The sequence below is a fragment of the Marinobacter sp. DY40_1A1 genome (assembly GCF_016597815.1).
In the GTDB taxonomy this organism is placed as follows: Bacteria; Pseudomonadota; Gammaproteobacteria; order Pseudomonadales; family Oleiphilaceae; genus Marinobacter; species Marinobacter xiaoshiensis.
The window spans coordinates 236,850-263,396 of record NZ_VCHA01000002.1; the positions used below are offsets into that span (position 1 = coordinate 236,850).

Here is a 26,547-nt window from a genome sequence, read left to right on the forward strand (position 1 = left end):
GCATCCAAACAGAGATTTCCAGGACCAGAATTATGCGCACTGCTTCCCGCTTCCTGATCGCAATTATTTTCCTTGGCGTGGTGCTTGGTGGCATCTTCGGCTACAAGTTTTACCAGTTCGGCCAAATGGGAGAAATGCTGTCCAAACCCCAACCGCCTGCAGAAATCGCTGCAACTGTCGCCCGCACTGAAAGCTGGACACCGTCGATCAAAGCGGTAGGCAGCATCAAGGCGGTAAATGGCATAGAGGTGGCGAATGAGATGCCGGGCGTTATCGAAACCATTAACTTTGAGTCTGGCGATGTCGTAAAACAGGGCGATATACTCATTCGCCTTAACACCGCAATTGATGAAGCAGCGGTGCGCACCCGCCGTGCAGAAGCACAGTTGGCTGAGCAAGAGTTCAAGCGCATCTCCGATCTGCTGCCAAAACGTGCCGTGTCACAGTCCCAGTATGATGAATCCAAGGCGAACTTTGATGCCGCTTCGGCACGTGTAAATGAAGCTGAAGCGCAACTGAGCAAGAAGATTATCAGAGCACCCTTTAACGGTACTCTGGGCATTCGTATGGTGGACCAGGGCGAATACATTCCCACAGGCACACCGATTGTCGAAATTAACATGCTTGACCCGATCTACGTCGACTTCACTCTCTCTGAAAAGAACTTGCAGGGTGTTGCCCGAGGCTATTCTGTTGTCGCAACCGTTGCTGCAGTTCCTGAACAGGAATTTGAGGGTAAGGTCAGCGCCATCAATACCTCGGTGAATCCGGAAACCCGCACCGTGCGTGTGCGCGCTACCCTGAGCAATCCGCAGAAACTGCTGCGGCCAGGCATGTTTGCAACCATTCAGACCCTGCAGCCAAACGATAACGAAGTGGTTACCGTGCCCCGCACAGCTGTGTCTTACAACACCTACGGTGATTTCGTATTTGTTATTGAAGAAAATGACGAAGGTGAATTGACGGTCAATCGCCGCAGCGTCTCCACAGGTCAAACCCGAGACACCTATGTGGCTATTCTCTCCGGCCTCGAAGCTGGCGAGAAAGTAGTTTCCAAAGGATTGCTGAGACTCCGCGCAGGCCAGAAGGTCAAGATTCAGGACGAAAGTCAGGAAAAGCAGCCGCAGGAGGCATCTGAGTAATGCGATTCACCGACATTTTCATCCATCGTCCCGTATTGGCGACGGTGGTTAGCCTACTTATCCTGCTGCTCGGTGCCCGTGCCGCCATGGAAATGGAGATCCGGCAATACCCGGAGCTCGAAAGTACAACGGTTACGGTTACAACAGCCTATCCTGGCGCCAGCTCAGACCTCATCCAGGGCTTCATTACCACACCGCTGCAACAGGCAATCGCCGAAGCAAGCGGCATCGACTACCTGACCTCTACCAGCTCTCAGGGCGTGTCGACCATTGAAGCCAAGATGGAGTTGAACTACGACGCCAACGCAGCTCTTGCTGAAATTCAGGCAAAAGTCGCCAGCCAGCGTAACGTGCTTCCTGCAGACGCCCAAGACCCGGTTATTACCTCTACCACCGGTGACTCCACGGCCCTGATGTACATTGCCTTTTACAGCTCGGAAATGGCCGTACCGCAGATTACCGATTACCTGACCCGGGTGGTTCAACCCAGGCTTCAGGCACTCTCGGGCGTAGGTAAGGCACAACTCCTTGGCCGTAAGTTTGCTTTGAGGGTCTGGCTCGACCCGGAACGCCTTGCAGCTGTGGACATGACGCCCCAGGAAGTGGTCGCCAAGCTGCGCGCGAACAACTATCAGGCCGCTGTTGGCAACACCAAGGGCACCTATACCGAAGTCAGCATGACCAGTGACACAGATGTGGCGGACCCGAACGAGTTCCGTAATCTGGTGGTCAAACAGGTTAATGACACCCAGATTCGCCTACAGGACATCGCCCGAGTAGAGCTGGGATCAGAAACCTACAGCTCGCTGGCCCTGTATAAAGGACAGCCGGCAACCTATGTCGCTATCGAACTGGCGCCCGGCGCCAACCCGCTAACCGTGGCTGATTTGGTTAAAGGCGACCTCCCCGAAATCAAAAGCCAGTTGCCAGGCGATTTGGATGTGCGCCTGGCCTATGACGCGTCAGACTTTATTGAAGACTCCATAAACGAGGTCATCCGTACCCTGCTTGAAGCCATGGGTATTGTGCTTGTGGTGGTTTTCCTTTGCCTGGGCTCAATTCGTGCTTCAATCGTTCCTTCGGTCGCCGTGCCGCTGTCGTTGATTGGCGGTGCCTTTATCATGTTGATGTTCGGGTTCTCGCTGAACCTGCTCACATTACTGTCCATGGTTCTGGCCATTGGCCTGGTGGTGGACGACGCCATCATCATGGTAGAGAACGTACACAGGCATATTGAAGCGGGTGAATCGCGGTATGAGGCAGCACTACACGGTGCCCGTGAGATGGCCGTGCCAATCATTGCAATGACCACCACCCTGGTAGCCGTTTACGCACCCATCGGGTTCATGGGCGGCCTTGTGGGCTCTCTGTTTACTGAATTCGCCTTCACCCTTGCGGGCACGGTCGTTGTTTCAGGCATCGTTGCCCTGACGCTGTCTCCCATGCTTTCTGGCATGGTACTCAAGCCCCACGGCAACCCCGGCAAGTTTGAAAAACTGGTAGAACGCACGTTTAACGGCATTGCTTCTGGCTATAAGTCGGCCCTTGGCTCTCTGATGGAAACCAAATCCGTTGTGGTGTTCTTTGCACTGATTGTCCTGGGCTCCATCTACTTCATGGCCATGATGAGCCAAAACGAGCTGGCGCCCACTGAAGATCAGGGCATTCTGTTCTACCAGGGTCTTGGGCCCCAGACAGCCACGCTGGACTACTTGCTTGAGCATGGTGAGGAAGTACAGGGCCGCCTGGCTGCGACCCCGGGTTATGCTGAAGACTTTATGATCGTGGGCATAACCGCACCCAACGCCGTATTCGGTGGTTTCAAAATGGAACCTTGGAGCAAGCGTGACGTGAGCCAGTTTGAGGTTCAGCCACAGCTTGATGCTGCCCTCAAGAAAGTAACAGGACTGCAAACCGCAGCATTTGCGCCTCCCGCGCTTCCCGGATCTGGTGGCGGTTTGCCGTTCCAGTTCGTGATCACCACAGGTAGCAGCTATGAGCAGCTCGACCAGGTGGCCGACGAGATGCTGGGCAAGGCAATGGCCAGCGGCAACTTTATGTTCCTGCAAAAATCCATCAACTTCGACCGTCCGGTTACGCGTATCAACGTGGATCGCGACCGGGTTGCCGATCTCGGGCTATCAATGCAGGACGTAGGGCAGTCGCTTTCCAGTATGCTGGGTGGCGGTTATATCAACCGTTTCAGCATGGAAGGCCGCTCCTATCAGGTCATCCCGCAGGTGGATCAGAAGTTCCGCCTGGATGAGCAGGCGCTGAACGACTATTACATTCGTACCGGCAAGGGCGATCTGGTGCCACTGGGCAGCGTTGTGAGCTTCACCCACGATGTTGAGCCGTCCAACCGCACACAGTTCAACCAGCAGAACTCCCTCACTCTGCAGGGCGTGGTTATGCCAGGTGTCGCTGCGGGTACAGCCATGGACTTCATGGAACAAACCGCTGACGAAGTGTTCCCTCTGGGCTTCACTTACGACTACACCGGTCAAAGCCGACAGCTGGCCACTCAAGGCAGCGCACTGGTTGTTACTTTCTTCCTGTCGCTACTGGTCATCTATCTGGTGCTTGCGGCGCAGTTTGAGAGCTGGCGCGACCCGTTCATCATCCTGGTTTCGGTTCCCATGTCGATCGCCGGCGCAATGGCGTTTATCGTACTTGGCTTTGCGACCATGAATATCTATACGCAGGTAGGCTTGATTACCCTGATCGGGGTTGTCTCCAAGAACGGCATACTTATTGTAGAGTTCGCCAACCTGCTGCAGAAAGACAAAGGCATGAACAAAACGGATGCTGTTATTGAGGCAGCGGCCATTCGCTTGCGCCCAATCATCATGACCTCGCTGGCGTTGATCTTTGCCATGGTGCCTCTGTTGCTGGCCGCTGGCCCAGGCGCAGAAAGCCGCTTTGCTATCGGCCTGACCATCTGTGCCGGCCTGGGCATTGGCACACTGTTCACTGTTTTCGTGCTGCCAGCGTTCTACATTCTGCTGGCGCGTGATCACAACGAAGGTAAAGACCAACAGGATGGTGATCCAAAACCCCTGCCCGTGACGTCCTGACGGGTAGCGGATAAGTAGGAAAACCCGGCTCACTGAACGGTGAGCCGGGTTTTTTTATGAAAGGCTTTTATAAGAGAAGAATGGCCAAACGCCGGTATTGGCTAAAGCTCAAGCAGGGCTACTACGATAGGGATCAGCAATTATGTCTTGTACTTGTTGCCAACGCTGCGGCCGGGCCATCAAAAAGCCCTGCCCACGCTGACACTTCAACTCACATAGTTCCTCATACTGCGCCTGGGTTTCGACACCTTCTGCAACCACATCAAGATCTAGCGCCTCGGCTATTCCCAGAATCGCCGTTACAATCTGTGAACCACCACTTTGGCCGCCAAGACTGCTAATGAACTGGCGATCAATCTTGAGAACTTGCACTGGCAGGTTTTGCAGATACGCCAGCGATGAATAACCGGTTCCAAAATCATCAATCGCTATCCCGACCCCCTGCTCACGCAACGCTCTCAGTGTTTCCAGGCATTGGTCAGAAAGGTTCATCACATGGGTCTCTGTGATCTCTATTTCCGGGCGCCAGCCGAGTTCACGAATACGATCAAATAAAGGGCCTATCGCTAAGCCCAACCGGGCATCCGTGATCTGGCGCGCAGATATGTTGATTGCCAGGCCAGGCCTGCCCTGCAACGCCGGGCGTGCATCCCGTAAATCCCCCATAATGCCGCGCACCAGCTGCTGGGTGATTTCATGAATCTGACCACGGCGTTCCGCCAACGGAATAAAATCGCCGGGGGACACAGGCCCGAACGCCGGGTGTTCCCAGCGCAACAAGGCCTCAACTCCCACAACCTGCCCTGAGCAGAGGTCGTACTGTGGCTGGTAAACCACATAAAACTCGTCAGATGCGGTTTTAAGCGAAACCGTCAGAGCTTCAGAAAGCTCATGCTCACGGCGGCCTTTCTCGTCGTCCTCTTCACTGTATATGCGATAACACGAGCGCCCTGCCAGTTTGGCCATGTGCATGGCACGATCTGCCTTTTGCAGAAGTTCTGTACCATTTTCACCATGTACCGGATATACCGCAGCCCCTGCAGATGCCGAGATGAAACACTCACGCTCGCCAACAATCACGGGGGCACGAAACGCCTGAATCATGCGCTCGCATATCTCATGCAGCATGCTGTATTGCTGAAGCTCCACAATGACGGCAAATTCATCACCTGAAAGCCGGGCTACTATGTCATCCTTGCCCACAACACTCTGGATGCAGCTTGCCGCCTGTTTCAGCACACCGTCGCCACGTTCGTGGCCATGCAAGCTATTGATCATTTTGAAAAAATCGAGATTAACAAACAGAACAGCGAAGCAGGCTTCACCCCGTATGTGCTGGCTGACGCGAGCGTTCAGGAACTCCTTGAATAACGAGCGGTTAGGTAGTTCCGTAAGCGGGTCATAATAGGCAAGTGAGGCCAGGCGCTCATCTGCCCCTGCTCTCTCGCCCATATCCATAAACATTCCGACATACACATGCTGGCCGTTGTCTTCCATGGCGTAAATACTGAGCCACTGTGGGTAGTCTTCACCGTTCTTTTTCCGGTTCCAGATCAGCCCTTCCCAACGCCCGTCACTGGCAAGAGACTGCCACATAACTCTGTAGAACTCTGGCGTATGAAGCCCGGAACTCAAAACCGAAGGGGATTTGCCCACCACGTCGTCAGACTGGTAGCCAGTGACAGAGTAGAACATGTGGTTTACGTAGGTAATTCTGGGCTCTTTGGTAGCAATCATGATTGCGCGCGGATACTGATCCACCAATGCCCTGAAATCGTGCGGCTGCTCAATTTGCATGAACTACATGCTCCTGGTACTTCAGTCCGCAATGCTCTCTTCTGCGCACTATTCACTCTAGAGGGAAGCAGCCCGCTTAACATTCCGTGTTGCATGTAAGCTGGATGAACTTCCTTGTAATGGTAAATAGTAACCAAATGAACAACGATTCACCATTCTACAGGCGCAAGCAATTTCCCAATGCAGGTTTGCAGCCAGTCCGCCCCATAGTGATTCCCCAAACACCCACAATTAAGGTAGGCTGGAACTCGACCCGCTATCACTTTCGGAAATCTGCCACTATCGTGTTGTTATTATGACTCTTGGGACACTGTTCTGGCTGTTTACAGCTGGTTTTGCTATCTGGTACTGGTGGCGTGCCAAGGCCATTAAGGACTCGGTGCTACAGGCTGCTCACCGCTACTGCAAAACAATGGATGTGATGCTCCTTGATGATGCTATCTATCTCAGGGGGATCTGGTTCAAGCGGGATGATCAGGGCCAACTCCGCGTTTGGCGGCGCTTCCTGTTCGATTTCACATCCACGGGTGAAGAGCGCTACAGCGGCCGGATTGTCATGCTTGGCCCGCGCATCCTGCACATGGAACTGGACCCTCACCGGTTTTCCTGACTTGTATAACTGCAGTTCCCGATCTAAAACCATCTCAGATCATCACTGAAACATCCCTGTAATAATTCTGCCTCATTCTTCCCGCAACGCTAACTATCTGTTGTTATGAGGTTTTACGATGCTGCAACACCACCCGCTCCATCTGCAGAGCGCCCTGTTGGGCGTGTTCTGCCTTTTTTTGATATTCAATGCACCTGTAATCCAGGCCGAAGGTATGCAGATTCACGGTTCCAATACCATTGGCGCCGAACTCGCCCCTCTGCTTGTTGAAGGCTTCCTGAAAAATCGTGGTAGCGATCCGGTAAGGATTCTTGCCAATGGCAAAGATAATGAGAAACTCCTGATTGGAAATCAGAGCGGCACGCCCCTGAGAATCCTGGTAGCCGCCCATGGCTCCAGCACTGGTTTCAAAGCACTGGAGGCAAGAAAAGCAGATGTGTGGGCCTCCTCCCGCCCCGTCAAACCGGCTGAGGTGCAAAAAATGGCCGGGCAAACCAACCTGAGGGATTCCGGTAGCGAGCATGTGGTTGCCATAGACGGCCTCGCGGTATTGGTTCATCAGTCAAACCCAGTCGATCAACTGGACATCAATACTCTGGCCGGAATATTTTCGGGCAAAATCAGCAACTGGTCAGAGGTCGGCGGCGCCAACCGACACATCAACCTGTACGCCCGGGATGGTCGCTCCGGGACTTGGGATACCTTCAAAAGCCTGGTTCTGAGCGAGCCGCACTCCCTTCACTCTTCTGCCCGGCGTTATGAATCAAATGACCAACTCTCGGATGATGTCAGCATCGACCCCGGCGGCATTGGCTTTTCCGGGCTTGCTTCTGTTCGCGATAGCAAAGTGCTGGCGATTTCTGATGGCCAGGCGCCCGCACTAAAACCTTCCAGACTAACCGTTGCCAGTGAAGACTACCCGCTCTCCAGGCGCCTGTTCATATACACCCATGGCAATTCCGCCTCGACTCTTGCGAAGGACTTTGTTGAGTTCGTATTGAGTGAAGAAGGTCAGGCCCTTGTATCAACCTCTGGCTTTGTTTCCCAAAATCCGCTTGCAGTTAAACCCGACCTGGCTGAAAGCACCCCTCCCACCTTTAAAGTGTTAACACGGAATTACAGTCGACTGACAGTCAACTTCCGCTTCTCTGAGGGGCGGACTACTTTGGACAACAAGGCGCAGAGAGATTTACAACGAATTGCTGACTTCCTCAGCAAGAAAGGCCTCACCTCAAATGACCTGATGCTTATCGGTTTTGCCGACCAGCAAACAGATGAATTACGTGCACAGATGATCTCGGAACTGCGGGCGCTTTCTGTGCGCAAGGCACTCGCTGACTTCGGCGTTCGGGATGTCCGCTACACCGGTTACGGACACTATATGCCTGTGGGCATGGCAGGTGGAAAAAGCGGCCAACTGCGTAATGGGCGAGTGGAGGTATGGATTCGCGACCGCCAAGCGAGGTGACACTTCGGCAATCACCTATCCTTATAGCGCTCACAGATATGTTTGGGTTTCCTATACTGTCGGGGCCACTCCCAACCAACAGACAGAGACAATGGACATTCATAACGACCAGCGCTTTGCAATTAACCTGAACGTTCGAGGCATTCAGCCTTCCGCCACGCTTCGGATCAACGAGCTGAGCAACCAGCTCAAAGCCGAAGGCAAGGACATCATCAAGCTTGGGCTGGGCCAATCGCCCTTCCCGGTTCCCCAGCGCGTGGTGGATGCTCTTAAAGACCATGCTCACGAAAAAGACTACTTGCCGGTCAAGGGCCTGAAAAGCCTGCGTGAATCCATTGCCGGTTACATTAACCGCAGTGAGCGCATGCGGTGCACCTGGGAAGATGTTCTGATCGGCCCTGGCTCCAAGGAGCTGCTGTTTATTCTGCAGCTGGCCTACTACGGCGACCTGCTTATCCCACGCCCAAGCTGGGTTTCCTATGCGCCCCAGGCACGCATTATTGGCCGTTCAGTACACTGGCTGCCCACCCATGCCGAAAACAACTGGCAGCTGACCGCTGAAGAGCTGGACATCATTTGCCGGGACGATGCCTCTCGTCCGCGCATTCTGATACTCAACTACCCGTCCAACCCAACCGGTTGTACTTACACGGACGACCAGCTGCTGGCCATTGCCAATGTGGCCAGAAAGTACCGGCTAATCCTGCTCTCCGACGAGATCTATGGTGAAGTGCAGTTTGATGGAAAGCACAAGTCCATCGCCCGCTACTACCCGGAAGGCACCATCATCAGCACCGGGCTGAGCAAGTGGGCGGGCGCAGGCGGCTGGCGACTGGGTACTTTCATTTTCCCGAAGGAATTGCGTGCCCTGCAGGACGCCATGGCCATCATCGCCAGCGAAACCTACACCTCCACCAGCGCACCCACACAGTACGCTGCCATCGCTGCTTTTGACGGTGGTGATGACATTGAGGAGTACCTCAAGCAATCCCGCCGTGTGCTTAAGGTGGTTGGTGAGTACATGCACTCCCGCCTGAGCGCCATGGGCGCGGTTGTGCAAAAGCCCGAAGGTGCATTCTATGTATTCCCGGACTTCTCCAACTTCCGGGACGAGCTTGCAAGAAAAGACATCAAGACCAGCCAGGCGTTTTGCCAGTCTTTACTGGAGAACACCGGTGTCGCCATTCTGCCTGCCAGCGACTTCGGGTTTGCACCCGACCACTTGGGCGCGCGCTTGGCGTTCGTTGATTTTGACGGTGCTGACGCCTTGCAACTGGCCGGTGAAGACCAGACAGGTCAGGAGTTGGGCAACGACTTTATCGAAAAGGCGTGCCCACGCCTGGTGAAAGCTATGGACAAGATGGAAGCCTGGCTGAACAGCCTCTGATCCAGCCGTGGTAGACTGGCGCTCTCACTCTTCAGAGAAGGTTCAAAGGGGGCGCCATGTCTGATTCTGTTTCCCTGCGGGACATTACCGATTTCGCAGAAGATCTGGCTACTGAAGCCGGAGAGTTGATTCGCAGGGAGCGTGATAAAACCACCCTCCGCACTGAATACAAATACGAAGCTGAATTGGTGACCCATGCCGATATAATGGCCGATGAATTCATCACCAGCGCCATTCAGAAACGCTTCCCGGATCATCGTATTCTGTCTGAGGAAAACACTCCGGACCTCAGCCAGGCCGAGAACCTCGAAACACCTCTTTGGATCGTTGACCCGATTGACGGCACCGTAAACTACGCCTACGGCCATCCGCAGGTTGCCGTGTCCATTGCCTACGCAGAAAACGGCCGCGTGCAAGCCGGCGTGGTACATGCACCCTTCCCCGGCGAAACCTTCCGCGCCACCCGCGGCGACGGCGCCACGCTCAACGGTAATCCTATTCACAATAGCGGTGCAACGGTTCCCAGAGACTCACTCTTTGCAACTGGCTTCCCTTACACCAAAGACAACCTGGCCCCACTGGTTAACCGCCTGAACGCAATGATCCATGAATGCCGCGACCTGCGCCGAATCGGTTCTGCCGCCCTGGATATTTGCTGGGTAGCCTGCGGCAGACTGGATATCTACTACGAAAACGTCAGCCCCTGGGATTTCGCCGCTGCGCGCCTGATCGCCCTCGAGGCTGGTGCCACAGCCGGCCACTTCAGCGAAGTGCCTGAGGGTTACCCGGCAGACCTTTGGGGCCGTGACATTCTGATTTCGGCGCCTGCCATCTGGGAGCCCATACGTCAGATTCTTCGGTCTGCTTCCGGGTATGAGTGAGGCTTGGGCCAAACAGCTTCAGCAACCAACTCCCAACTCTCGTCAAACTCAGCCGTGGGCAAACGAGAAAACGATGAGCGGATAAACCGCTGAATTCGGCCTTCCATAAACACCAGAACAAAATCCGCACCCCGAGTCGCACTGGTACGCGGCCGCAAGCCCTGACGGATGTCGCCTTCTTTCAGGGTTTGCCGAACCTGGGTTTCCAGGCGCTCGAAAAACTGGGAAGCACGCTTGCGCAGCGCCTCGTTTTCGCCAACCAAAGCATCGCCCGTCAGCACACAACACAAGCCCGGATTACGCTCGGCGAATACCAAAACCAGATGGGCTAACTGCTGCAAACGCACGCGCACATCTTCCTGCTCCTGCAGGATTACCTGGCAGCGGGAGAATACCGCTTCCTCCGCAAACTCCAGAAGCGCTTCAAACATCTTCCGCTTGCTGGGAAAGTGGCGGTACAGCGCCGCCTCTGTTACACCAACGGACTTGGCGAGCACAGAGGTGGTAAGCCTGGCGCCAGGTTCCTTTTCCAGCAACTCAAGAAGAGCGTGGAGGATAGCCTCCCGGCGACTCGGTTTCTGATCGGTTACAGCCATACTACAGTTCTCTCAATCAGAGCCTGACTTAAAAGAAAGTACCATCAAGAGGCGAAGATGCACTGGCGTACAGCTTTTTGGGCATCCGCCCTGCCAGATAGGCTTCACGGCCCGCTTCAATGGCCAAACGCATGGCGTTGGCCATTCTGATTGGGTCTTTGGCCTGCGCGATGGCGGTATTCATCAATACGCCGTCGCAACCCAGTTCCATGGCGATGGTGGCATCGGAGGCTGTGCCTACGCCCGCATCCACCAACACTGGAACCTTGGCATTTTCGACGATCAACCGGATGTTATAACGGTTCTGAATACCCAGCCCGGAGCCAATAGGCGCGCCCAAAGGCATGATGGCGATACAGCCCATTTCCTCAAGAATTGTGGCCAGCAAAGGATCGTCGGAACAGTAAACCATTACCTTGAAACCGTCTTTAATCAGTTCTTCCGCAGCTGCCAGGGTTTCCGGCATGTTCGGGTACAGGGTTTTGTGTTCGCCCAGCACTTCCAGTTTTACCAGATCGCGACCGTCTAGAAGTTCCCGCGCCAGCTTGCAGGTGCGCACTGCCTCTTTGGCGGTATAACAGCCTGCCGTGTTGGGCAGGATGGTGTAGCGGTCCGGGGAAATCACATCCAGAAGATTAGGCTCATCCGGATTCTGGCCCAGGTTTGTGCGGCGAACCGCCACAGTCACAATTTCAGCACCACTCGCTTCGATGGCACGGCCTGTTTCCGCCAGGTCACGGTATTTGCCGGTGCCAACCAGCAGCCGCGACTGATAAACGCGACCAGCAATTTCAAGCGGTTTATCTTCGGGCAACAGGATTTCTGGTGTGTCGGTCATAGTGTTTCCGGATTGGTAAAACGTAAGGATGTAATCTCTTGAACATGCATAACACAGCCAGGAGCCAGCCTGGCTAAATGGGGATTAACCGCCCCCTATGGCGTGTACCACCTCAACGCGGTCTCCATCATTGAGGGTAAACTCGACGTGCTGGCTGCGAGGCACTATGTCCTCATTTACTTCCACCGCCAGTCGCTTACCTGTCAGTGCCATTTCTTCTAACAATGATGAAACGGTGGCGCCTTTTGTGAGCACCATGGCTTCGCCATTTACCTGAACCTGCATAACGCCCCTAACCTCTCTCTTGATTCGTTTGCTGGCCCACGCCAGCGGTCAGCAACAATAGCCAGCCGATCATAAAACATACACCGCCCATGGGTGTAACCGGGCCAATCCACCGTATTTCGGTCAGCACCAGTGTATACAAGCTGCCACTGAACAACAGAATGCCTGCCACAAAGAATCCAGCAGCCAGCCCGAGCCATCGCCGCGAAAGCCCAAAGCCTGCCAGCAAAGCAACCAGTACCAGCGCAATGGCGTGATACATCTGATAGGTAACCGCCGTTTGGAAGACTTCCAGGCTGCGCTCGCTCACCAGGTTACGCAGGCCATGGGCACCAAATGCTCCAGCCATGACCGCAGTGAGGGCAAAAAACGAACCGATCATAATGGGCAGGCGCATAAGGCCCGAGGTGTGTGGCTTTGAGGCTTCAACAGTCACAGTGGATTTTTTCTCCGGTATCCAGGTTCATCATGGTGAGCGCTCCGCCCCAAACGCAGCCAGTATCCAGGCCTATAAAGCGGTCTTTGCCTGTCTCACCTTCGATAGCGGCCCAATGGCCAAAGATCACGCGCAAGTCATCCGGGCGGGGAAATTCAAACCAGGGGGCATAGCCCTCGGGCGCGCTGCCAACGGACTCTTTAGCGGTGAGCTCAAGCCTGCCGTCTTGTGCAATAAAACGCATCCGGGTGAAGTAATTGGTTATCACCCGCCAGCGATCCATGCCTGTGAGGCTTGCGTCCCACCCTTCCGGAATATTCCCGTACATCAACGCAAAATATTCCTTGGCGTGCTCGCCACGAATGACCTCTTCCACCTCCCGGGCGCTGGCCAAAGCTTGTTCAACAGTCCAGATGTGAGGCACGCCCGCATGGGCCATGATGAGGTTGCGCTCAGGATCATGCACGCACAGATTCTGCTGTCGTAGCCACCCCAAGAGCTTATCGCGATCGGGCGCCTTCAGGATTCCCTTGAGCGTGTCCTTGCGCTTTGGCTCGTGGCCGCCAAACGCTACTGCCAAAAGGTGCAGGTCGTGATTACCCAGAACCACCACGGCAGAATCGCCAAGACTCTCGATGTAACGCAGGGTTTTAAGGGAGGATGGGCCACGATTAATCAAATCTCCCGCCACCCAGAGGCGGTCACGGGAAGGCGAAAAGCCCACCTTGGCCAGGACATCCTGCAAACGGTCATAGCAGCCCTGAATATCGCCTATGGCGTAATCAGTCATGGCTATCTCCGCTTACGTCTCCTGCGCCAGCTTCACCAGTCTGAACAGCTGCTGGGTCATTACCTTTTTCAGTTGCCAGCAAATCCGCAATGCTAACGTAATCCGCCAGGCTGAGGTTTTCGGGCCGCAAGCCGTCGTTAATACCCAGAGCCTGCAACTGCTCCAGGGTCACCATGCCGGCCAAGGCCTTACGCAAGGTTTTCCGGCGAGCGTTGAATGCAGTTCTTACAACCGCCTGCAATGTAACCAGATCTTTGGCCGGATGCGGCAGTTCCTTGTGAGGAACCAGCCGTACAATGGCGGAATCCACTTTTGGAGCGGGCCGGAATGCACCAGGACCCACTTCAAACAACGGCTGAACCTTGCAGAAGTACTGGGTCATGATGCCCAGCCGGCCATAATTATTATCACCAGGTACCGCTGCCATCCGCTGCACCACTTCTTTCTGCAGCATGAAGTGCATGTCTTGCACCACACCCGATTGCGCCAGAAGGTGGAATATCAGCGGCGTAGAGATGTTATAGGGCAAATTGCCAATAATGCGCAGAGGCTTGTCATCCACAAGCTGGCTGAAATCGAACTTCAGTGCGTCAGCTTCGTGAATGCGAAATTCCGGGTAGTTGAAAAACTTGGTGCGCAGCACAGGGATCAGGTCTCGATCCAACTCCACAACCTGCAGTTTTGGATTAACCGCCAGGATTTCCTCAGTGATCGCACCAAGGCCGGGGCCGATTTCAACAATGGCATCATCCGGCTTTGGGTGAATGGCCCGAATGATACGCTCGATGATGCCCGGATCGTGAAGGAAGTTCTGGCCAAACCGTTTCCTGGCCTGATGGCCGGCTTTTTTACTCACTCAGATGTCTCTTTGTTGGGGGCTTTGCGATTCGCAGACTTGAGGGAGCGAGCCATTTGCCCACCCACCCGGATAGCCGTGTACAGACTGCCGGAGTCTGCCTTGCCTGTACCGGCGAGATCCAGCGCTGTGCCGTGATCTACCGATGTGCGCACAATGGGCAAACCCAGGGTAATATTTACAGCTCGCCCAAAACCCTGAAACTTGAGAACAGGCAGCCCCTGATCGTGGTACATGGCCAAAGCTGCGTCAGCATCATCAAGCCAGTGCGGTGTGAACAGTGTATCCGCCGGTAGCGGACCAATCAGCTGCATGCCTTCAGCGCGAAGTTTCTCAAGTGCTGGCTCAATAACGTCAATTTCTTCCCGACCAAGATGGCCACCTTCCCCGGCATGGGGGTTCAGACCGGTAACGAGAATTCTTGGCCTCTCAATGCCGAAAAACTTTTTCAGATCGGCATTCAGAATCCTGGTGACTTGAGTAATCCGCTCTGGTGTAACCGCCGCAGATACGTCCTTCAAGGGTAAGTGAGTTGTTACCAACGCTACTCGCAGCTCTTCTGTGGCAAGCATCATGACCACTCGCTCAACCCCGCAGAGCTCCTGCAGGAATTCGGTATGGCCACTGAACTCAATTCCGGCTTCGTTGATGATGCCCTTGTGAACGGGCGCAGTAACCATGCCATCAAAATCACCCGCAAGACAGCCGTTGGCCGCAACTTTGAGGGTTTCCAGCACATAGTGACTGTTGGCAACATCCAGCTTGCCCGCCTGAAACGATGCACAGCCCTCAACATGCAAAATAGAAAGCTCTCCCGCACCTTTTTTTGGCATCATGCCGGGTTGCCAGAGGTGCAGTTTGACGTTGATGCCCAGAAGCTGGGCCCGAGCCTCCAGCAACGGCTGGCTGGCGATAACTACCACACCTGCGTCACGTTGAGCTGCCGCCAGTTGCAGACATAGCTCGGGGCCTATGCCGGCAGGCTCACCCGCCGTGAGCGCCAGAACAATCTCATCACTCATTATTCTGAAGAATCCTGAAAGTCACTTGGTTCGTCTTCCACAGTGTCGGTTGCATACTCACCTTTAAGTTCAACAAAGGCTTCATCCCGGATTTCCCTCAGCCAGTTTTGCAACTCGGAGTCGAACTTGCGGCGATAGATAGCCTGCCGCGCTTCCGCCTGTTTCACATCAACACTGATGTCTTTCTGGCGACGCTCTTCAACCAGAAGGATGTGCCAACCAAACTGGGAACGGAACGGTCCTTTGATCTCACCGACTTCAGCTTCCTGCATGGCTTGCTCAAATGCTGGCACCATCTGCCCTGGGCTCACCCAGTCCAGATTACCACCGTCAGATCCGGAAACCGGGTCGTCAGAATACTGCCGTGCCAGGGCTGCAAAATCAGCACCGTCCTGCAACTGCTGATAAAGCTCCCTAATGGTAGCTTCCGCCTCCGCTTCGGTGACCGCTCCAGAAGGCCGAATCAGGATATGGCGCACACGATTTTGTTGTATGACCTTTTTCTGGGCACCACCGCGCTTGTCCATCACCATAACCATGTGGAAGCCGCTGTTGTTCTCCAAAACCTCCGAAGGCTGGCCAATTTCAAGCGCAGGTACAACTGGCGCAACCAGTGATGGCAACTGGCTTTCAGGGCGCCAACCCATATCTCCACCTTCAAGAGCATTGCTGGCATCGGATTCAGCCACCGCCACCTCACGGAAATCACGTCCATTCAGTATGGCGGTACGGAGCGCTTCAGCTTTCTCGCGAGTGGCATCTACTGCGGCATCGTCAGCCGGGTTATCCAGCTGGATAAATATGTAGGCCAGGCGATACTCAGCGTCGTTACCACCACCAGACTCCAAAGCCAGAAGATAGTTCTCAACTTCCCGGTCGGTCACGCGAACGCGGTTACCAACCAGCCGCTGCTGTACGCGGCCTGTGAGCATTTCCTGGCGAATCTGTTCCCGGGCCTGTCGGTAGCTTACGCCTTCCTCGGCCAGCTGGCTTTCAAACTCAGACAGGCTCATGCCGTTACTCTTGGCAATGTTGACGAGGGTTTCGTTCAGCTCGTTATCACTGATGCGCATGCCCATTTTGTCGGCCATCTGCAACTGGACAGACTCGGTAATCAGCTGTTCCAGAACCCGCTCTTCAAGAAGGCGACGTGGCGGCAAGCCAGTGCCTTGAGCCGCAAGGCGACCAGTAATGGTGCTGACCCGCGCTTCCAGTTCAGTCTGAAGAACCACGTCGTCATCCACAATGGCAACCACCTGGTCGAGCAGTTTGCGCTCAGCGTGAGCCGAAAAAGACAGCACCACTGCCAACACCATCAGCAGTGCCTGAAATCCTTGGCGAATCGTCGCCTTCATAATCACCTCATAATGAAGAAATAAGCCTGCGGACAGGGTACCGGAATGGCACGGTTACCGTCAGGGCAAAACGAATCAGCGGGTTCCGAAACGGCGCCGCTCGCGCTCATCAAACCCATATATAGCTTCGGAGATCGACGTAGAGGACCCACCACTACCACCCAGGCCTTTTAGCTGAATCTGGAACAGTATACGGCTGTCCAGCTGCTGATCATCTGTCAGGTAATTCTGGTGAACCACCTGAACACTCCAGCAGCAATTGTTGTACTCAATTCCGGCCAAAGAGCCGACGGTACGATCCAGATCTGAATCGTACACCCAGCGGCCGATCAGACTAACACGGTCTGTTGCCGGGAGAACCGCCGCAATATCAGACTGATCCAGCTCGCCTTTGCTGTAACTGTGGCCAACACTCGCCAGATACCGGTAGTCCTCTGAATGGAAAATCAACTGACTGCGACCTTCTTCTGTATCTCCGGTTTCAGGGTCCCACAACCCGGAAGACCGGATTTGTAAATTCTGCAAGGGATTCAGCACCACCTCTCCCGCCAGTGGCGAACGGCTGCGATCACTTCCGCCTTCACCAAACAGCGTCACCTCACGATCCTCGAAGTACTGGACCTGGCCAATGCTGAAACGAGCCCGCTCGGCGCCGGTAAGCAAATCGTTGAAACGGCTGGTTAACGCCACCGTCAACTGATTAGCCTCCCCTACACGGTCGCCCCCAACAAATCGATCTGGACGGAACAGCTGTTCAAAGCGAAACGTCTGCAAGGCCGTATCAAACGACGGAATGTAGTTCTGATCTGCTTCTGCATCGGCCCAGGCGTAATACAAGCGGGGCTCAAGGGTCTGGTTGTAGGGCACATCAAACAGGCTCGCCTGACGATCAAAATACAGGCCGTTGTCCCATTCCACCACAGGCACCGTACGATCAAATCCATTCGTGCCGGCGCTGTAGTCTTCCAGCTCGTAGCGGGTGTAATCCAGACTCACCGATGGACGACTGAAACCCCAGAGGGCGCGCATTGGCAGGGCCAGCTCCGGGCGTGCACGGAAGCGCTGGCCATTTGCTTTGTCGAGCCCTGTCAGTGTGTCGTTGTCGCGATAGAACCAGGTGTACTGGCTTTCCAGCTCTGCCTCAAACACGCCGGCTTTGGCGGTTCCGGCATACACCACATCCGGTAGCTGAGCATAGGGCCTGTCTGCCTGGGCAATGCGGTCGCTGACGGTCTGATAATCATTGAGATACACATCAAAATACTGGTCTTGCCCCTGATAGCGCACGCCTCCTTTGCGCTGCAGGTGCGTGGCCTGATTAATTTCCAGGCTGCGGTTGAGATCGCTCAGGTAATCCTCATCACTGACTACAGAAAAATCACCATAGCCGTTCCAACCACTGCCAAACGCAGCCCGCGTAGAAGCATCCAAAGCCCAACGCTGACCGGACTCCGCAGGGTTGTCGTCTGCGTAGGCAGAATCGTTATCTATATACCCCAACTGCAAAGTGGTCTCGCCCAGTCCACTGAGATACCGGCCTTCCACTTCGTTAAACAATCCACGTCCATGGATGTACTGGGGGGTAAATGTGGCATCGTAATGAGGTGCCAGATTCAAGTAATAAGGCGTGGCAATGAATGCGCCGCTGCCCGCGCTGGAGGAACCAAACTGCGGGTACAGAAAACCGGTTTTGCGGCGGTCATCAATGGGGAAGCTGGCGTAGGGCCAGTAAAACACCGGAACATCCAGAACCTCCAGGCGAACATGCTTGGCGGTTCCAAAACCTTCTGCCTGATCCAGCTCGATTTCGGAGGCCACAATCGCCCAGTCATTTTGCTGCGGGCCGCAGGTGGTGAGCATGCCGTCGTGAATTTCTACCCGGGAATCATCCACCCGGGAAAGGCTTCCGGCACTGCCCCGCATTTCCGGGCCATGCAGCAGAAAAGTCGCGGTATTGATATCAAATCGCCCGGAGTCGACGCTGTATTCAGCGCGCTCACCAGTCAACAAAAACCCGTCACCACGGCTCACCAAGGGGCCTTGAATCGACACCTGGCCAGCACTCTGGCTATACCGGGCCTCAGAGCCGGTCACCTGAAAGCTACCCTGGCGCACCTGGACATCGCCCTGCAGATAGAGTTCCCGATCTATTTCATAACGGGCGTTCAAGCCGCTGGCTTGCAGGGCCGCTGCGCCATCAGGGCTTTCACCAAAAACAGCTGAGTCATCTTCGCCAAAGCCCGAAGGCAGGTACCCGCCGGAGCAAAATACCGGCAATGAATCCCTGACCGCATCGGGAAGCTGGCTTTTCGGGCGCCAATCCAGCTCGGCCGCAGATGGCGTATCTGCGCCAGCAGACAAACTGGCAGCCGACATCAGGGCAAACCCGGCAAACAGGCTCGCAAACCGGCGTTGCAACGTGCCTTTCTGCGCCTGCAGATAGCTGTCGGACATTGGCACGGTAGCGAGGTTCCTGTTCCAGGTGCATGAAGGAGTGTGGATAGTGCAACAGAGCGCCTAAACACAAACAACAGCGGCCTAGTTTACACGTGCCCCGAAGGCTTGTTAACGGAAACGGGACCGGATAAACGAAACTCCGCTGCAAATCCGGCTTACCCTCTTTATACTCCATGCAAAGAAGCCAACAGGAGAGCGCTTTTAATCGGTGCAACTCCGGCTAACCAACGTTATGTTTACAATGCACACTTTTCCAGGATAACAGCCCGAGCTATGGATAACCGCCTGCAGATGCTGACCGCCTGGGTCAGCCAGTTCCCCGGCTTTGAGAACGCCGAAGCCCAACCCGTTTCCGGCGATGCCAGTTTCCGGCGCTACTTTCGGGTCTGCAAAACGGAGGCGAACGGCAACCAAACCCCATTTATTGTTATGGATTCACCCCCCGAGCTGGAGGACTGTGGACCCTTCGTGCTCATCGGCAGGTATTGGCGTCAGTCCGGAATTGCAGTTCCCCGGATATTCGAAGCCGACCCGGTGCGCGGCTTTCTCTTGCTGGAGGACTTTGGCGACAGGTTAATGCTGGGCCAGCTAACCCCGGATACAGCAAACTCTCTTTATCAGGGTGCTCTGGACGAGCTTGTTCGTATCCAGCAAATCCCCCCACAACCCCACCACCCTCTGCCAGCCTATAATGCAGCACTGCTGAACCGCGAAATGGCTCTATTCCGGGACTGGTTGCTGGAGGGCTACCTCGGGCTGACGCTCGATAATGTTGAGAAATCCATGCTCGACACCACCTTTGCACTGCTCCGCGAGAGCGCTCTGGCCCAACCGGAGGTCACCGTACACCGGGATTACCACTCCCGAAATCTGCTGGTGCGAGAACAGCACACTCGCCCTGGTGTAATTGATTTTCAGGATGCCGTATCCGGCCCGGTAACCTACGACGCAGTGTCACTGCTCAAGGACTGCTACATCCAGTGGCCTGAGGAGCGTATTTGTGAGTGGCTGGAAAGCTTCCGCAAAAAGAGCCAGCAAGCAGGACTGCATCGTGCAGACCAGGACACTTTCCGCCAGTGGTTTGAATTGATGGGCATGCAGCGCCACCTGAAAGCCGCAGGCATTTTTGCCCGCCTGGCCATGCGTGACGGCAAAACTCGCTATCTTGAGGACATTCCCCGCACTGTCGGCTACCTGCTCACCGCCAGCAAGCGGCAACCTGCACTGAGGCATTTCCATGACTGGCTGGCTGCAGTTGCCGTGCCACGGATTGAAGAGTTGATAGGCCCAATTCCGGCCCAGGAGCAAACTCAGTGAAAGCGATGATTCTTGCAGCCGGCAAGGGAGAGCGCATGCGGCCACTCACCCTGACCACGCCAAAACCCTTACTCAGTGCAGGCGGCAAACCGCTCATTGAGCATCATCTTGAGCATCTGAACCGTGCCGGTTTCCGGGATGTGGTCATCAACCATGCCTGGCTCGGCGAGCAAATTGAGTACACCCTGGGTGAAGGTGATCGGTTCGGCCTGTCCCTGCACTACTCACGAGAAGGCGAACCACTGGAAACTGCCGGCGGCATTGTCCGCGCCTTACCGCTACTTGAATCCAGCGACACCCAGTGGTTTATGGTTATCAACGGGGACATCTGGAGCGACTTCGACCTGACCCGGTTACAGCCACCAGCCTCGGGTGAACAAGCGTCTCTCGACGCAATTCTGGTGATGGCAGACAACCCGGTGCATCACCGAAAAGGTGATTTTTGCCTGAACGACAACGGCCTGCTTTCCGAAGAATGTGCTGGCAAAGAGGGCGAGAAGCTGACCTTTACCGGCATCAGCCTTCTTCACCGAAGGTTGTTTGAGGGGCTGACGGATCAGGCCGGCAAGCTTGGGCCCGTTCTACGAGCGGCCATGGCAAAAAGCCGGGTAGCCGGCCTGCACCACCTTGGCAGCTGGGTTGATGTCGGAACGCCTGAGCGGTTACGGGCGCTGGATCAGCAACTGGCGGCTCAGGAGCCTTAGCCCGATGGCGACTCATTCAGCGCAACCCGCCCTGCCGCCGCGAATGGAAGCTGAATTTTCTACCCTGCTGCACAAGCTTTCAGCATCCAGCCACCAGGCGCACACTCTGATTGGCAAAACCAGCCTGCCCCGCTGGTGCCGGCGCCCTCTGTTTTTCTTTCTGGGTTACATTGCGAAATCGGAGGGTCGAGTTTCGGAGCAGGACATAGGGTTTGCAGAAAACCTTATTACAGCGCTAAGGCTGTCCAAGCGCCAAAGACGCAAGGCCATCAGCAGCTTCCAGCAAGGCAAAGCATCGGAAACCCTGCCTCCGCTTACCGGGCTGACACTCAGGCTCAGCCATCGCGTCTGGCCAGCCCCTGCGTTGAAAATGGCCATTTGCCTGTGCCATGCCGCCCAACTCAAAGGCCGACCAGGCAAACCCCGCCGCTACCGCTGCGAGGATACGATTGACCACATTGGCATGCCGGTCAGCATCAGCGAAGACATTTTCGACAGTTACGCCAGCCGGGTATGGGGTGACATCAGCAACGCGCCGTCCACGCCAGTCAACCTCGAGCAGGCCTGCGCCCTATTGGGCGTTACACGGCGGGACCCTGTGGCAACCATCAAGCGCGCATACCGTAAAAAAGTCTCCGAGTGCCATCCGGACAAGCTGGCGCAACAGCAACTCACCTCCGCCGAACGGGCCCTGGCCAAAGAGCGGCTGCTAGCCTACCAACAAGCCTGGGAGATGATCCGGCGTCGCCTCTGAAGTCGCAGCATCCGCTATTGTCGTGCATCCGGTGCTAACCAGGCGGCTATCCTGCCCGCAAGAGCCTTCCCATCTCGCGGGACAAATCCCGTTCCCGAACCCACTGGCTGCAGGCTAAAGCCTTGCACTCCGGCTCTCGCCAAACTTGCCCTTCGGTCGCTACCTTCACCAGACGACGACAACTCCAGAATACGCGGCACCGAGGCTTTCTCAAGTGTGGGGGCAAGCCGCTCAGCATCACCCGGATAAAACTTTGGCCCAGCCCATATCAGCGCAGGAGGTGTCCCCAACCCAGCTGCGTAGGACACAACATGATTACTGCCTCGCCCTATACCGACCAGGGCTACCAGCTCGTATTCACGCGTGTTAAGTTCCGCGGCTCCGGCCGCAAGTTCATCGCGAATTCGCTCCCGATAGGCGGTTTCCTGATCTCCCGGGGCTTCCACCGCCATAACGTCAATCGTGGTCGGAATGGCAGCTTCCGGGCTCTGCCCTTCCGGCTTGGCTTCCGGTGCAAGCTGCGGACGTTCCAGTATCCTCTTGAGGGCCGCTGGCGGTGTTTCCAGCCCCAGGCTGAGCACAGCCAGTTTACGATGGGTCAACTCCCGGGCAAGAGCACCAGCCAGCCCCGATTCCGCGTTCTCGCCTTCATCCGCCAGAATGATCACGGCGCCTCGTGCCGGCGTTTCCATCTCGGGCCAGAACAGCGCCAGCGTGCGTGTGCCGTCCTCCAGCTCAAGCCAGAGCGCAGAATCCGGAAATCGCTGGCTCAAACCCCACTCACCCTGTCCGGAAGAGACGACACCCCGCACTTCGGTAGAAGCAGATGGCGCGGGCTCTGCATCTTTGTCCTGATCCTGCGCTAATGCTGACGTCCCAGCAACTGCCAGCATAAAGGCCAACAGGCAACCGGTAATGCGCCCAGGGTATATGCTTTTACTAATTGTTCTGATTCGGCGCACAGTTCCAGCTCCTCTGGCTACGAAAACACGCTCTGGTGCTGTTAGACTGTCATTATTATTAATGGCTGCCAATTGTTTGCGAGAACCGTGATGAATCCTTATCTGATTGCCCCATCCATTTTGTCTGCTGATTTTGCTCGTTTGGGCGAAGAAGTGGATAACGTACTGGCCGCTGGCGCAGACGTGGTGCACTTTGACGTTATGGACAACCATTATGTGCCCAACCTGACCATTGGGCCGATGGTATGCGAAGCCCTACGTAAACATGGTGTTACCGCACCCATCGATGTACACCTGATGGTATCGCCGGTGGATGACCTGATCCGCATGTTTATCGACGCCGGTGCCAGCTACATCACCTTCCACCCGGAGGCGTCCCAGCACATTGACCGCTCACTGCAACTGATTCGTGAGGGCGGCTGTAAAGCAGGCCTGGTATTCAACCCCGCCACACCACTGCATTACATGGACCATGTAATGGATAAGCTCGACATGGTGCTGATGATGTCGGTCAACCCGGGCTTTGGCGGTCAGAAGTTCATTCCTGGCACCCTCGACAAACTTCGGGATGCCCGCAAGCGCATCGACGCCAGCAATTACAACATCAGGCTGGAAATCGACGGCGGCGTAAAAATCGACAATATTCGTGAAATTGCCGAAGCCGGTGCAGACACCTTTGTTGCGGGCTCCGCTATTTTTAATACTGACGATTATAAAGCCACCATTGACGCCATGCGTCAGGAGTTGGAGCAGGCCCGCACTGCATTGGGTCACCAGGTGCCAAACCAATGAGCCTGGCTGGCCTGTTTAACGCCCGCTGGCCCGGGGTTGCCCTGTTTGATCTGGATGGCACTCTGGTAGACAGTGCACCGGATCTTGCCGCGGCGGTTGACCGCACCCTCGAGCAGCTTGGGCGCAAGCCCGCCGGCCTTGAACAGGTGCGCCAATGGGTGGGTCACGGCTCCCCCATTCTGATGCGTCGTGCCCTGGCTGGCAAAGCCGACTGGGAACCTGCACGTGCAGCCGACGATGCTCTTTTTGACGACGCGCTGGCGCTATTTTATGCCAACTATCGGGAGTTCAACGGCCAACATGCGGTGGTATACCCCGGTGTTAAAGCCTGCCTGGAATTCCTGAGTGAGCGTAACTGCCCCATGGCCGTAGTAACCAACAAGCCAGAACAGTTTGTGGGCCCTTTATTGAAACAGCTGGGGCTGGATTACCACTTTAAACTGGTGATTGGTGGCGATACGCTGGAAACAAGAAAACCAGACCCTGGCCCCTTGCTTCACGCCATGGGAGCACTGAAAGGCAGTCGAGGCACCACCGTAATGATTGGTGACTCTGCTGCAGATGTCACCGCTGCCCAGGCTGCAGGTATTCCCTGTGTTGCTGTCACCTATGGCTACAATTTTGGCCGACGAGTACATGCGCTTGGAGCGGACGCTGTGGTTGATTCCCTGAGCGAGCTTTTGTAACCTCTCAACTCTTGGACTTTAATTCTTTTCAATTCGGGAGATTCCTGCCGTGCAGGGACTGAATCTGACTGCCGCGCGAGGCATCCTGACTACCCGCGCAACACGATGGTGGCGATGGCGTACCGGCTGAATAATCTCAGCCCGGCGAAAAGCGCGCCCCTGCCCGCTTAACGCCACCACCCGACAGGCGAAACCTACAGTACCGTTTGCCTGCTCGAACGCAGATCAGATCCCAGGAAACCCGACCATGAACTCCGAACAGTTCCGCAAGCTGGCACAGGCCGGCTTCAATCGTATCCCCGTGTATCGTGAAGTCCTCGCGGACATGGACACCCCTTTAAGCACCTACCTCAAGCTCGCCAGCGGGCCATATTCGTACCTGTTTGAATCCGTTCAGGGTGGCGAAAAATGGGGCCGCTACTCCATCATTGGTCTGCCCAGCCAGGAAGTGCTCAAGGTGTTCGACCACCGTATCGAGATTCGTCGGCACGGCGAACTAATCGAAGCTGCTGAAGTAGAAGACCCTCTGGCATTTGTAGCCAGTTACCAGGAACGCTTCAACGCCCCGGATCTGGAAGAGCTACCCCGTTTCAATGGCGGTCTGGTGGGCTATTTCGGATATGACACGGTTCGCTATATCGAAAAGCGCCTGGCTACCAGCTGCCCCCCGGATCGCATAGGCACCCCCGATATACTGCTGATGGTCTCCGACGAACTGGTGGTATTCGACAACCTGCGGGGCAAGCTGCACCTGATAGTGCATGTGAATCCGGCGGATGACGGTAGCTACGAACAAGCACAATCAAGGCTCGACGAACTCGAACAGAAACTACACCGGCAAACCGCCAATGCTCCACAAACGCCAGCTCATCTGCGCGGGAAAACGGTGGATGAAAGCGAGTTTGTATCAGGCTTCAGCCAGGAAAAGTTCGAAGCCGCTGTTGGTAAAATCAAGGATTACGTGCTGGACGGCGACGTGATGCAAACCGTCATCTCCCAGCGCATGTCGATTCCGTTTGAAGCACCGCCACTTAATCTCTATCGCTCACTCAGGGTACTTAACCCATCTCCATACATGTACTTCCTGGATTTGGACGATTTCCACATTGTGGGCTCTTCCCCGGAAATCCTGGCGCGTATGGAAGACCGGGAAGTCACTGTTCGCCCCATCGCCGGCACCCGCAAACGCGGCGCCACCGATGCAGAAGACCGAGCGCTTGAAGCCGAATTGCTGGCCGATCCGAAAGAAATCGCCGAGCACCTGATGCTGATAGACCTGGGCCGCAACGACGCCGGCCGCATATCGGAAACCGGCACCGTGAAGCTCACCGAAAAAATGGCGGTAGAGCGCTACTCCCACGTGATGCACATTGTGTCCAACGTGACTGGCCAGGTAAAAGACGGCATCAGCTGCCTTGATGTACTCAAGGCCACCCTGCCTGCAGGCACCCTGAGCGGCGCCCCGAAAACCCGGGCCATGGAAATCATTGATGAACTGGAGCCGGTGAAGCGTGGTGTATACGGCGGCGCTGTGGGCTATCTCTCGTTCAATGGCAACATGGATACCGCAATCGCTATCCGCACCGCCGTTATCAAGGACAATACCCTGCACATACAGGCCGGCGCCGGCATAGTTGCCGATTCAGTTCCTCGCCTTGAGTGGAAAGAAACCATGAACAAGGGCCGCGCCATCTTCCGCGCGGTGGCCATGACCTACAACGATTTTAACCACTGAGGCGAGGGATACATCATGCTACTAATGATCGACAACTACGATTCCTTCACCTACAACGTGGTGCAATATCTTGCGGAACTGGGCGCCGATGTACAGGTGCACCGCAATGACGAAATCACCGTGGAACAGATAGAGGCGCTTAAACCCGAACGGCTGGTAATCTCTCCAGGCCCCTGCACACCAAATGAAGCGGGGGTTTCCATGGAGGCCATCCGCCACTTTGCCGGCAAGATTCCCATTCTCGGTATCTGCCTCGGGCACCAGGCCATTGGGCAGGTATTCGGCGGTAAAATTATCCGCGCCGGGCGTGTCATGCACGGCAAAGTATCCCCGGTGTTTCACAACAGCACTGGCGTATTCCGTGGCCTCAACAACCCTTTGCAGTCTACCCGCTACCACAGCCTGGCAATCGAGCAAGCCAGCCTCCCGGAATGCCTGGAAATGACGGCATGGACTCGCAACAGCGATGGCACCGTGGAAGAAATCATGGGCGTGCGCCACAAAACCCTGGCCATTGAAGGGGTACAGTTCCACCCCGAATCCATCATGAGCGAACAGGGCCACGAGCTGCTCCGCAACTTCCTGCGAACCCAATAAGAA

The 26,547-nt window shown here is 55.5% G+C and carries 24 protein-coding genes; 13 read left to right on the plus strand and 11 right to left on the minus strand.

The window, feature by feature from the left end; translation table 11 throughout:
• Window positions 1–32 precede the first annotated feature (32 nt).
• The gene (locus FFI61_RS06995) at window positions 33–1,142 is read left to right on the plus strand and encodes an efflux RND transporter periplasmic adaptor subunit (RefSeq protein WP_200202199.1); all 1,110 of its coding nucleotides are present in this window, start codon (window positions 33–35) and stop codon (window positions 1,140–1,142) included.
• Window positions 1,142–4,219 (plus strand): efflux RND transporter permease subunit, encoded by a 3,078-nt coding sequence (locus FFI61_RS07000; protein WP_200202200.1) that lies wholly within the window; start codon window positions 1,142–1,144, stop codon window positions 4,217–4,219. Before FFI61_RS06995 ends, FFI61_RS07000 begins: the two co-directional genes overlap by 1 nt.
• 108 nt (window positions 4,220–4,327) lie before the next feature.
• On the opposite strand, the gene FFI61_RS07005 is transcribed toward FFI61_RS07000, so the two are convergent.
• Window positions 4,328–6,016 carry a putative bifunctional diguanylate cyclase/phosphodiesterase gene (locus tag FFI61_RS07005; RefSeq protein ID WP_200369752.1) on the minus strand — a complete coding sequence of 563 codons (1,689 nt, stop codon included), beginning with the start codon at window positions 6,014–6,016 and terminating at the stop codon, window positions 4,328–4,330.
• A 295-nt stretch (window positions 6,017–6,311) separates the two neighbouring features.
• Here FFI61_RS07005 and FFI61_RS07010 point away from each other — a divergent pair, with 295 nt between their 5' ends.
• From FFI61_RS07010 to FFI61_RS07025, 4 genes are all read left to right on the plus strand, one after another.
• A complete protein-coding gene (locus tag FFI61_RS07010) occupies window positions 6,312–6,626 on the plus strand; it encodes a DUF3301 domain-containing protein (RefSeq protein ID WP_200202202.1) in 315 nt (104 codons plus the stop codon).
• 214 nt (window positions 6,627–6,840) lie between these two features.
• Complete coding sequence (locus FFI61_RS07015; RefSeq protein ID WP_227714716.1) at window positions 6,841–8,094, plus strand: substrate-binding domain-containing protein; 1,254 nt, start codon at window positions 6,841–6,843, stop codon at window positions 8,092–8,094.
• Between the two features lie 91 nt (window positions 8,095–8,185).
• Window positions 8,186–9,481, plus strand: coding sequence for a pyridoxal phosphate-dependent aminotransferase (locus FFI61_RS07020; protein WP_200202204.1), 1,296 nt, complete (start codon window positions 8,186–8,188; stop codon window positions 9,479–9,481).
• Window positions 9,482–9,537: 56 nt separating this feature from the next.
• Window positions 9,538–10,362: an inositol monophosphatase family protein gene (locus FFI61_RS07025; protein ID WP_200202205.1), complete on the plus strand. Its 825-nt coding sequence runs from the start codon at window positions 9,538–9,540 to the stop codon at window positions 10,360–10,362.
• Here the strand turns inward: FFI61_RS07025 and slmA are convergent.
• The 9 genes from slmA to FFI61_RS07070 form a co-directional block, all read right to left on the minus strand.
• Window positions 10,329–10,958: a nucleoid occlusion factor SlmA gene (slmA, locus tag FFI61_RS07030; RefSeq protein WP_200369754.1), complete on the minus strand. Its 630-nt coding sequence runs from the start codon at window positions 10,956–10,958 to the stop codon at window positions 10,329–10,331. The genes FFI61_RS07025 and slmA overlap by 34 nt on opposite strands.
• A gap of 28 nt (window positions 10,959–10,986) precedes the next feature.
• Window positions 10,987–11,796: a thiazole synthase gene (locus tag FFI61_RS07035; protein WP_200369755.1), complete on the minus strand. Its 810-nt coding sequence runs from the start codon at window positions 11,794–11,796 to the stop codon at window positions 10,987–10,989.
• Window positions 11,797–11,880: 84 nt separating this feature from the next.
• Window positions 11,881–12,081, minus strand: coding sequence for a sulfur carrier protein ThiS (gene thiS, locus FFI61_RS07040; RefSeq protein ID WP_200202207.1), 201 nt, complete (start codon window positions 12,079–12,081; stop codon window positions 11,881–11,883).
• Between the two features lie 7 nt (window positions 12,082–12,088).
• Window positions 12,089–12,463, minus strand: a complete 375-nt coding sequence (locus FFI61_RS07045) for a DUF423 domain-containing protein (protein WP_200369936.1) — start codon at window positions 12,461–12,463, stop codon at window positions 12,089–12,091.
• Between the two features lie 43 nt (window positions 12,464–12,506).
• Window positions 12,507–13,307 (minus strand): symmetrical bis(5'-nucleosyl)-tetraphosphatase, encoded by an 801-nt coding sequence (locus FFI61_RS07050; protein ID WP_200202208.1) that lies wholly within the window; start codon window positions 13,305–13,307, stop codon window positions 12,507–12,509.
• Window positions 13,300–14,163: a 16S rRNA (adenine(1518)-N(6)/adenine(1519)-N(6))-dimethyltransferase RsmA gene (gene rsmA / locus FFI61_RS07055; RefSeq protein ID WP_310966526.1), complete on the minus strand. Its 864-nt coding sequence runs from the start codon at window positions 14,161–14,163 to the stop codon at window positions 13,300–13,302. Before rsmA ends, FFI61_RS07050 begins: the two co-directional genes overlap by 8 nt.
• Window positions 14,160–15,185: a 4-hydroxythreonine-4-phosphate dehydrogenase PdxA gene (gene pdxA / locus FFI61_RS07060; protein WP_200369756.1), complete on the minus strand. Its 1,026-nt coding sequence runs from the start codon at window positions 15,183–15,185 to the stop codon at window positions 14,160–14,162. Before pdxA ends, rsmA begins: the two co-directional genes overlap by 4 nt.
• A complete protein-coding gene (locus FFI61_RS07065) occupies window positions 15,185–16,540 on the minus strand; it encodes a peptidylprolyl isomerase (protein WP_200369757.1) in 1,356 nt (451 codons plus the stop codon). Before FFI61_RS07065 ends, pdxA begins: the two co-directional genes overlap by 1 nt.
• 75 nt (window positions 16,541–16,615) lie before the next feature.
• Window positions 16,616–18,916 (minus strand): LPS-assembly protein LptD, encoded by a 2,301-nt coding sequence (locus FFI61_RS07070; RefSeq protein WP_200369937.1) that lies wholly within the window; start codon window positions 18,914–18,916, stop codon window positions 16,616–16,618.
• A 354-nt stretch (window positions 18,917–19,270) separates the two neighbouring features.
• Between FFI61_RS07070 and FFI61_RS07075 the strand changes: the two genes are divergently transcribed.
• The 3 genes from FFI61_RS07075 to FFI61_RS07085 are packed head-to-tail and all read left to right on the plus strand — an operon-like array spanning window position 19,271 to window position 21,772.
• Window positions 19,271–20,314 (plus strand): aminoglycoside phosphotransferase family protein, encoded by a 1,044-nt coding sequence (locus tag FFI61_RS07075; protein ID WP_200369758.1) that lies wholly within the window; start codon window positions 19,271–19,273, stop codon window positions 20,312–20,314.
• Window positions 20,311–21,018, plus strand: a complete 708-nt coding sequence (murU, locus tag FFI61_RS07080; protein ID WP_200369759.1) for an N-acetylmuramate alpha-1-phosphate uridylyltransferase MurU — start codon at window positions 20,311–20,313, stop codon at window positions 21,016–21,018. The genes FFI61_RS07075 and murU overlap by 4 nt, the downstream gene beginning before the upstream one ends.
• Before the next feature lie 4 nt (window positions 21,019–21,022).
• On the plus strand, window positions 21,023–21,772 hold the full coding sequence (locus tag FFI61_RS07085; protein WP_200369760.1) for a molecular chaperone DjlA: 750 nt from the start codon (window positions 21,023–21,025) through the stop codon (window positions 21,770–21,772).
• Between the two features lie 14 nt (window positions 21,773–21,786).
• On the opposite strand, the gene FFI61_RS07090 is transcribed toward FFI61_RS07085, so the two are convergent.
• The gene (locus FFI61_RS07090; RefSeq protein WP_200202214.1) at window positions 21,787–22,734 is read right to left on the minus strand and encodes a DUF3530 family protein; all 948 of its coding nucleotides are present in this window, start codon (window positions 22,732–22,734) and stop codon (window positions 21,787–21,789) included.
• A gap of 90 nt (window positions 22,735–22,824) precedes the next feature.
• Here FFI61_RS07090 and rpe point away from each other — a divergent pair, with 90 nt between their 5' ends.
• The 4 genes from rpe (at window position 22,825) to FFI61_RS07110 (ending at window position 26,544) form a co-directional block, all read left to right on the plus strand.
• Complete coding sequence (gene rpe, locus FFI61_RS07095) at window positions 22,825–23,526, plus strand: ribulose-phosphate 3-epimerase (RefSeq protein ID WP_200202215.1); 702 nt, start codon at window positions 22,825–22,827, stop codon at window positions 23,524–23,526.
• Window positions 23,523–24,212: a phosphoglycolate phosphatase gene (locus FFI61_RS07100; protein ID WP_200202216.1), complete on the plus strand. Its 690-nt coding sequence runs from the start codon at window positions 23,523–23,525 to the stop codon at window positions 24,210–24,212. The genes rpe and FFI61_RS07100 overlap by 4 nt, the downstream gene beginning before the upstream one ends.
• Window positions 24,213–24,459: 247 nt before the next feature.
• Window positions 24,460–25,947, plus strand: coding sequence for an anthranilate synthase component I (gene trpE / locus FFI61_RS07105; protein WP_200202217.1), 1,488 nt, complete (start codon window positions 24,460–24,462; stop codon window positions 25,945–25,947).
• Between the two features lie 15 nt (window positions 25,948–25,962).
• Window positions 25,963–26,544 (plus strand): anthranilate synthase component II, encoded by a 582-nt coding sequence (locus tag FFI61_RS07110; RefSeq protein WP_200202218.1) that lies wholly within the window; start codon window positions 25,963–25,965, stop codon window positions 26,542–26,544.
• Window positions 26,545–26,547: the final 3 nt, after the last annotated feature.

Coding starts and splice junctions, on each gene's coding strand:
- FFI61_RS06995 (WP_200202199.1), top strand. CDS start 33: ATGCGCACTGCTTCCCGCTTCCTGATCGCAATTATTTTCCTTGGCGTG.
- FFI61_RS07000 (WP_200202200.1), top strand. CDS start 1,142: ATGCGATTCACCGACATTTTCATCCATCGTCCCGTATTGGCGACGGTG.
- FFI61_RS07005 (WP_200369752.1), bottom strand. CDS start 6,016: ATGCAAATTGAGCAGCCGCACGATTTCAGGGCATTGGTGGATCAGTAT.
- FFI61_RS07010 (WP_200202202.1), top strand. CDS start 6,312: ATGACTCTTGGGACACTGTTCTGGCTGTTTACAGCTGGTTTTGCTATC.
- FFI61_RS07015 (WP_227714716.1), top strand. CDS start 6,841: ATGCAGATTCACGGTTCCAATACCATTGGCGCCGAACTCGCCCCTCTG.
- FFI61_RS07020 (WP_200202204.1), top strand. CDS start 8,186: ATGGACATTCATAACGACCAGCGCTTTGCAATTAACCTGAACGTTCGA.
- FFI61_RS07025 (WP_200202205.1), top strand. CDS start 9,538: ATGTCTGATTCTGTTTCCCTGCGGGACATTACCGATTTCGCAGAAGAT.
- slmA (WP_200369754.1), bottom strand. CDS start 10,958: ATGGCTGTAACCGATCAGAAACCGAGTCGCCGGGAGGCTATCCTCCAC.
- FFI61_RS07035 (WP_200369755.1), bottom strand. CDS start 11,796: ATGACCGACACACCAGAAATCCTGTTGCCCGAAGATAAACCGCTTGAA.
- thiS (WP_200202207.1), bottom strand. CDS start 12,081: ATGCAGGTTCAGGTAAATGGCGAAGCCATGGTGCTCACAAAAGGCGCC.
- FFI61_RS07045 (WP_200369936.1), bottom strand. CDS start 12,463: ATGATCGGTTCGTTTTTTGCCCTCACTGCGGTCATGGCTGGAGCATTT.
- FFI61_RS07050 (WP_200202208.1), bottom strand. CDS start 13,307: ATGACTGATTACGCCATAGGCGATATTCAGGGCTGCTATGACCGTTTG.
- pdxA (WP_200369756.1), bottom strand. CDS start 15,185: ATGAGTGATGAGATTGTTCTGGCGCTCACGGCGGGTGAGCCTGCCGGC.
- FFI61_RS07065 (WP_200369757.1), bottom strand. CDS start 16,540: ATGAAGGCGACGATTCGCCAAGGATTTCAGGCACTGCTGATGGTGTTG.
- FFI61_RS07070 (WP_200369937.1), bottom strand. CDS start 18,916: ATGTCGGCTGCCAGTTTGTCTGCTGGCGCAGATACGCCATCTGCGGCC.
- FFI61_RS07075 (WP_200369758.1), top strand. CDS start 19,271: ATGGATAACCGCCTGCAGATGCTGACCGCCTGGGTCAGCCAGTTCCCC.
- FFI61_RS07085 (WP_200369760.1), top strand. CDS start 21,023: ATGGCGACTCATTCAGCGCAACCCGCCCTGCCGCCGCGAATGGAAGCT.
- rpe (WP_200202215.1), top strand. CDS start 22,825: ATGAATCCTTATCTGATTGCCCCATCCATTTTGTCTGCTGATTTTGCT.
- FFI61_RS07100 (WP_200202216.1), top strand. CDS start 23,523: ATGAGCCTGGCTGGCCTGTTTAACGCCCGCTGGCCCGGGGTTGCCCTG.
- trpE (WP_200202217.1), top strand. CDS start 24,460: ATGAACTCCGAACAGTTCCGCAAGCTGGCACAGGCCGGCTTCAATCGT.
- FFI61_RS07110 (WP_200202218.1), top strand. CDS start 25,963: ATGCTACTAATGATCGACAACTACGATTCCTTCACCTACAACGTGGTG.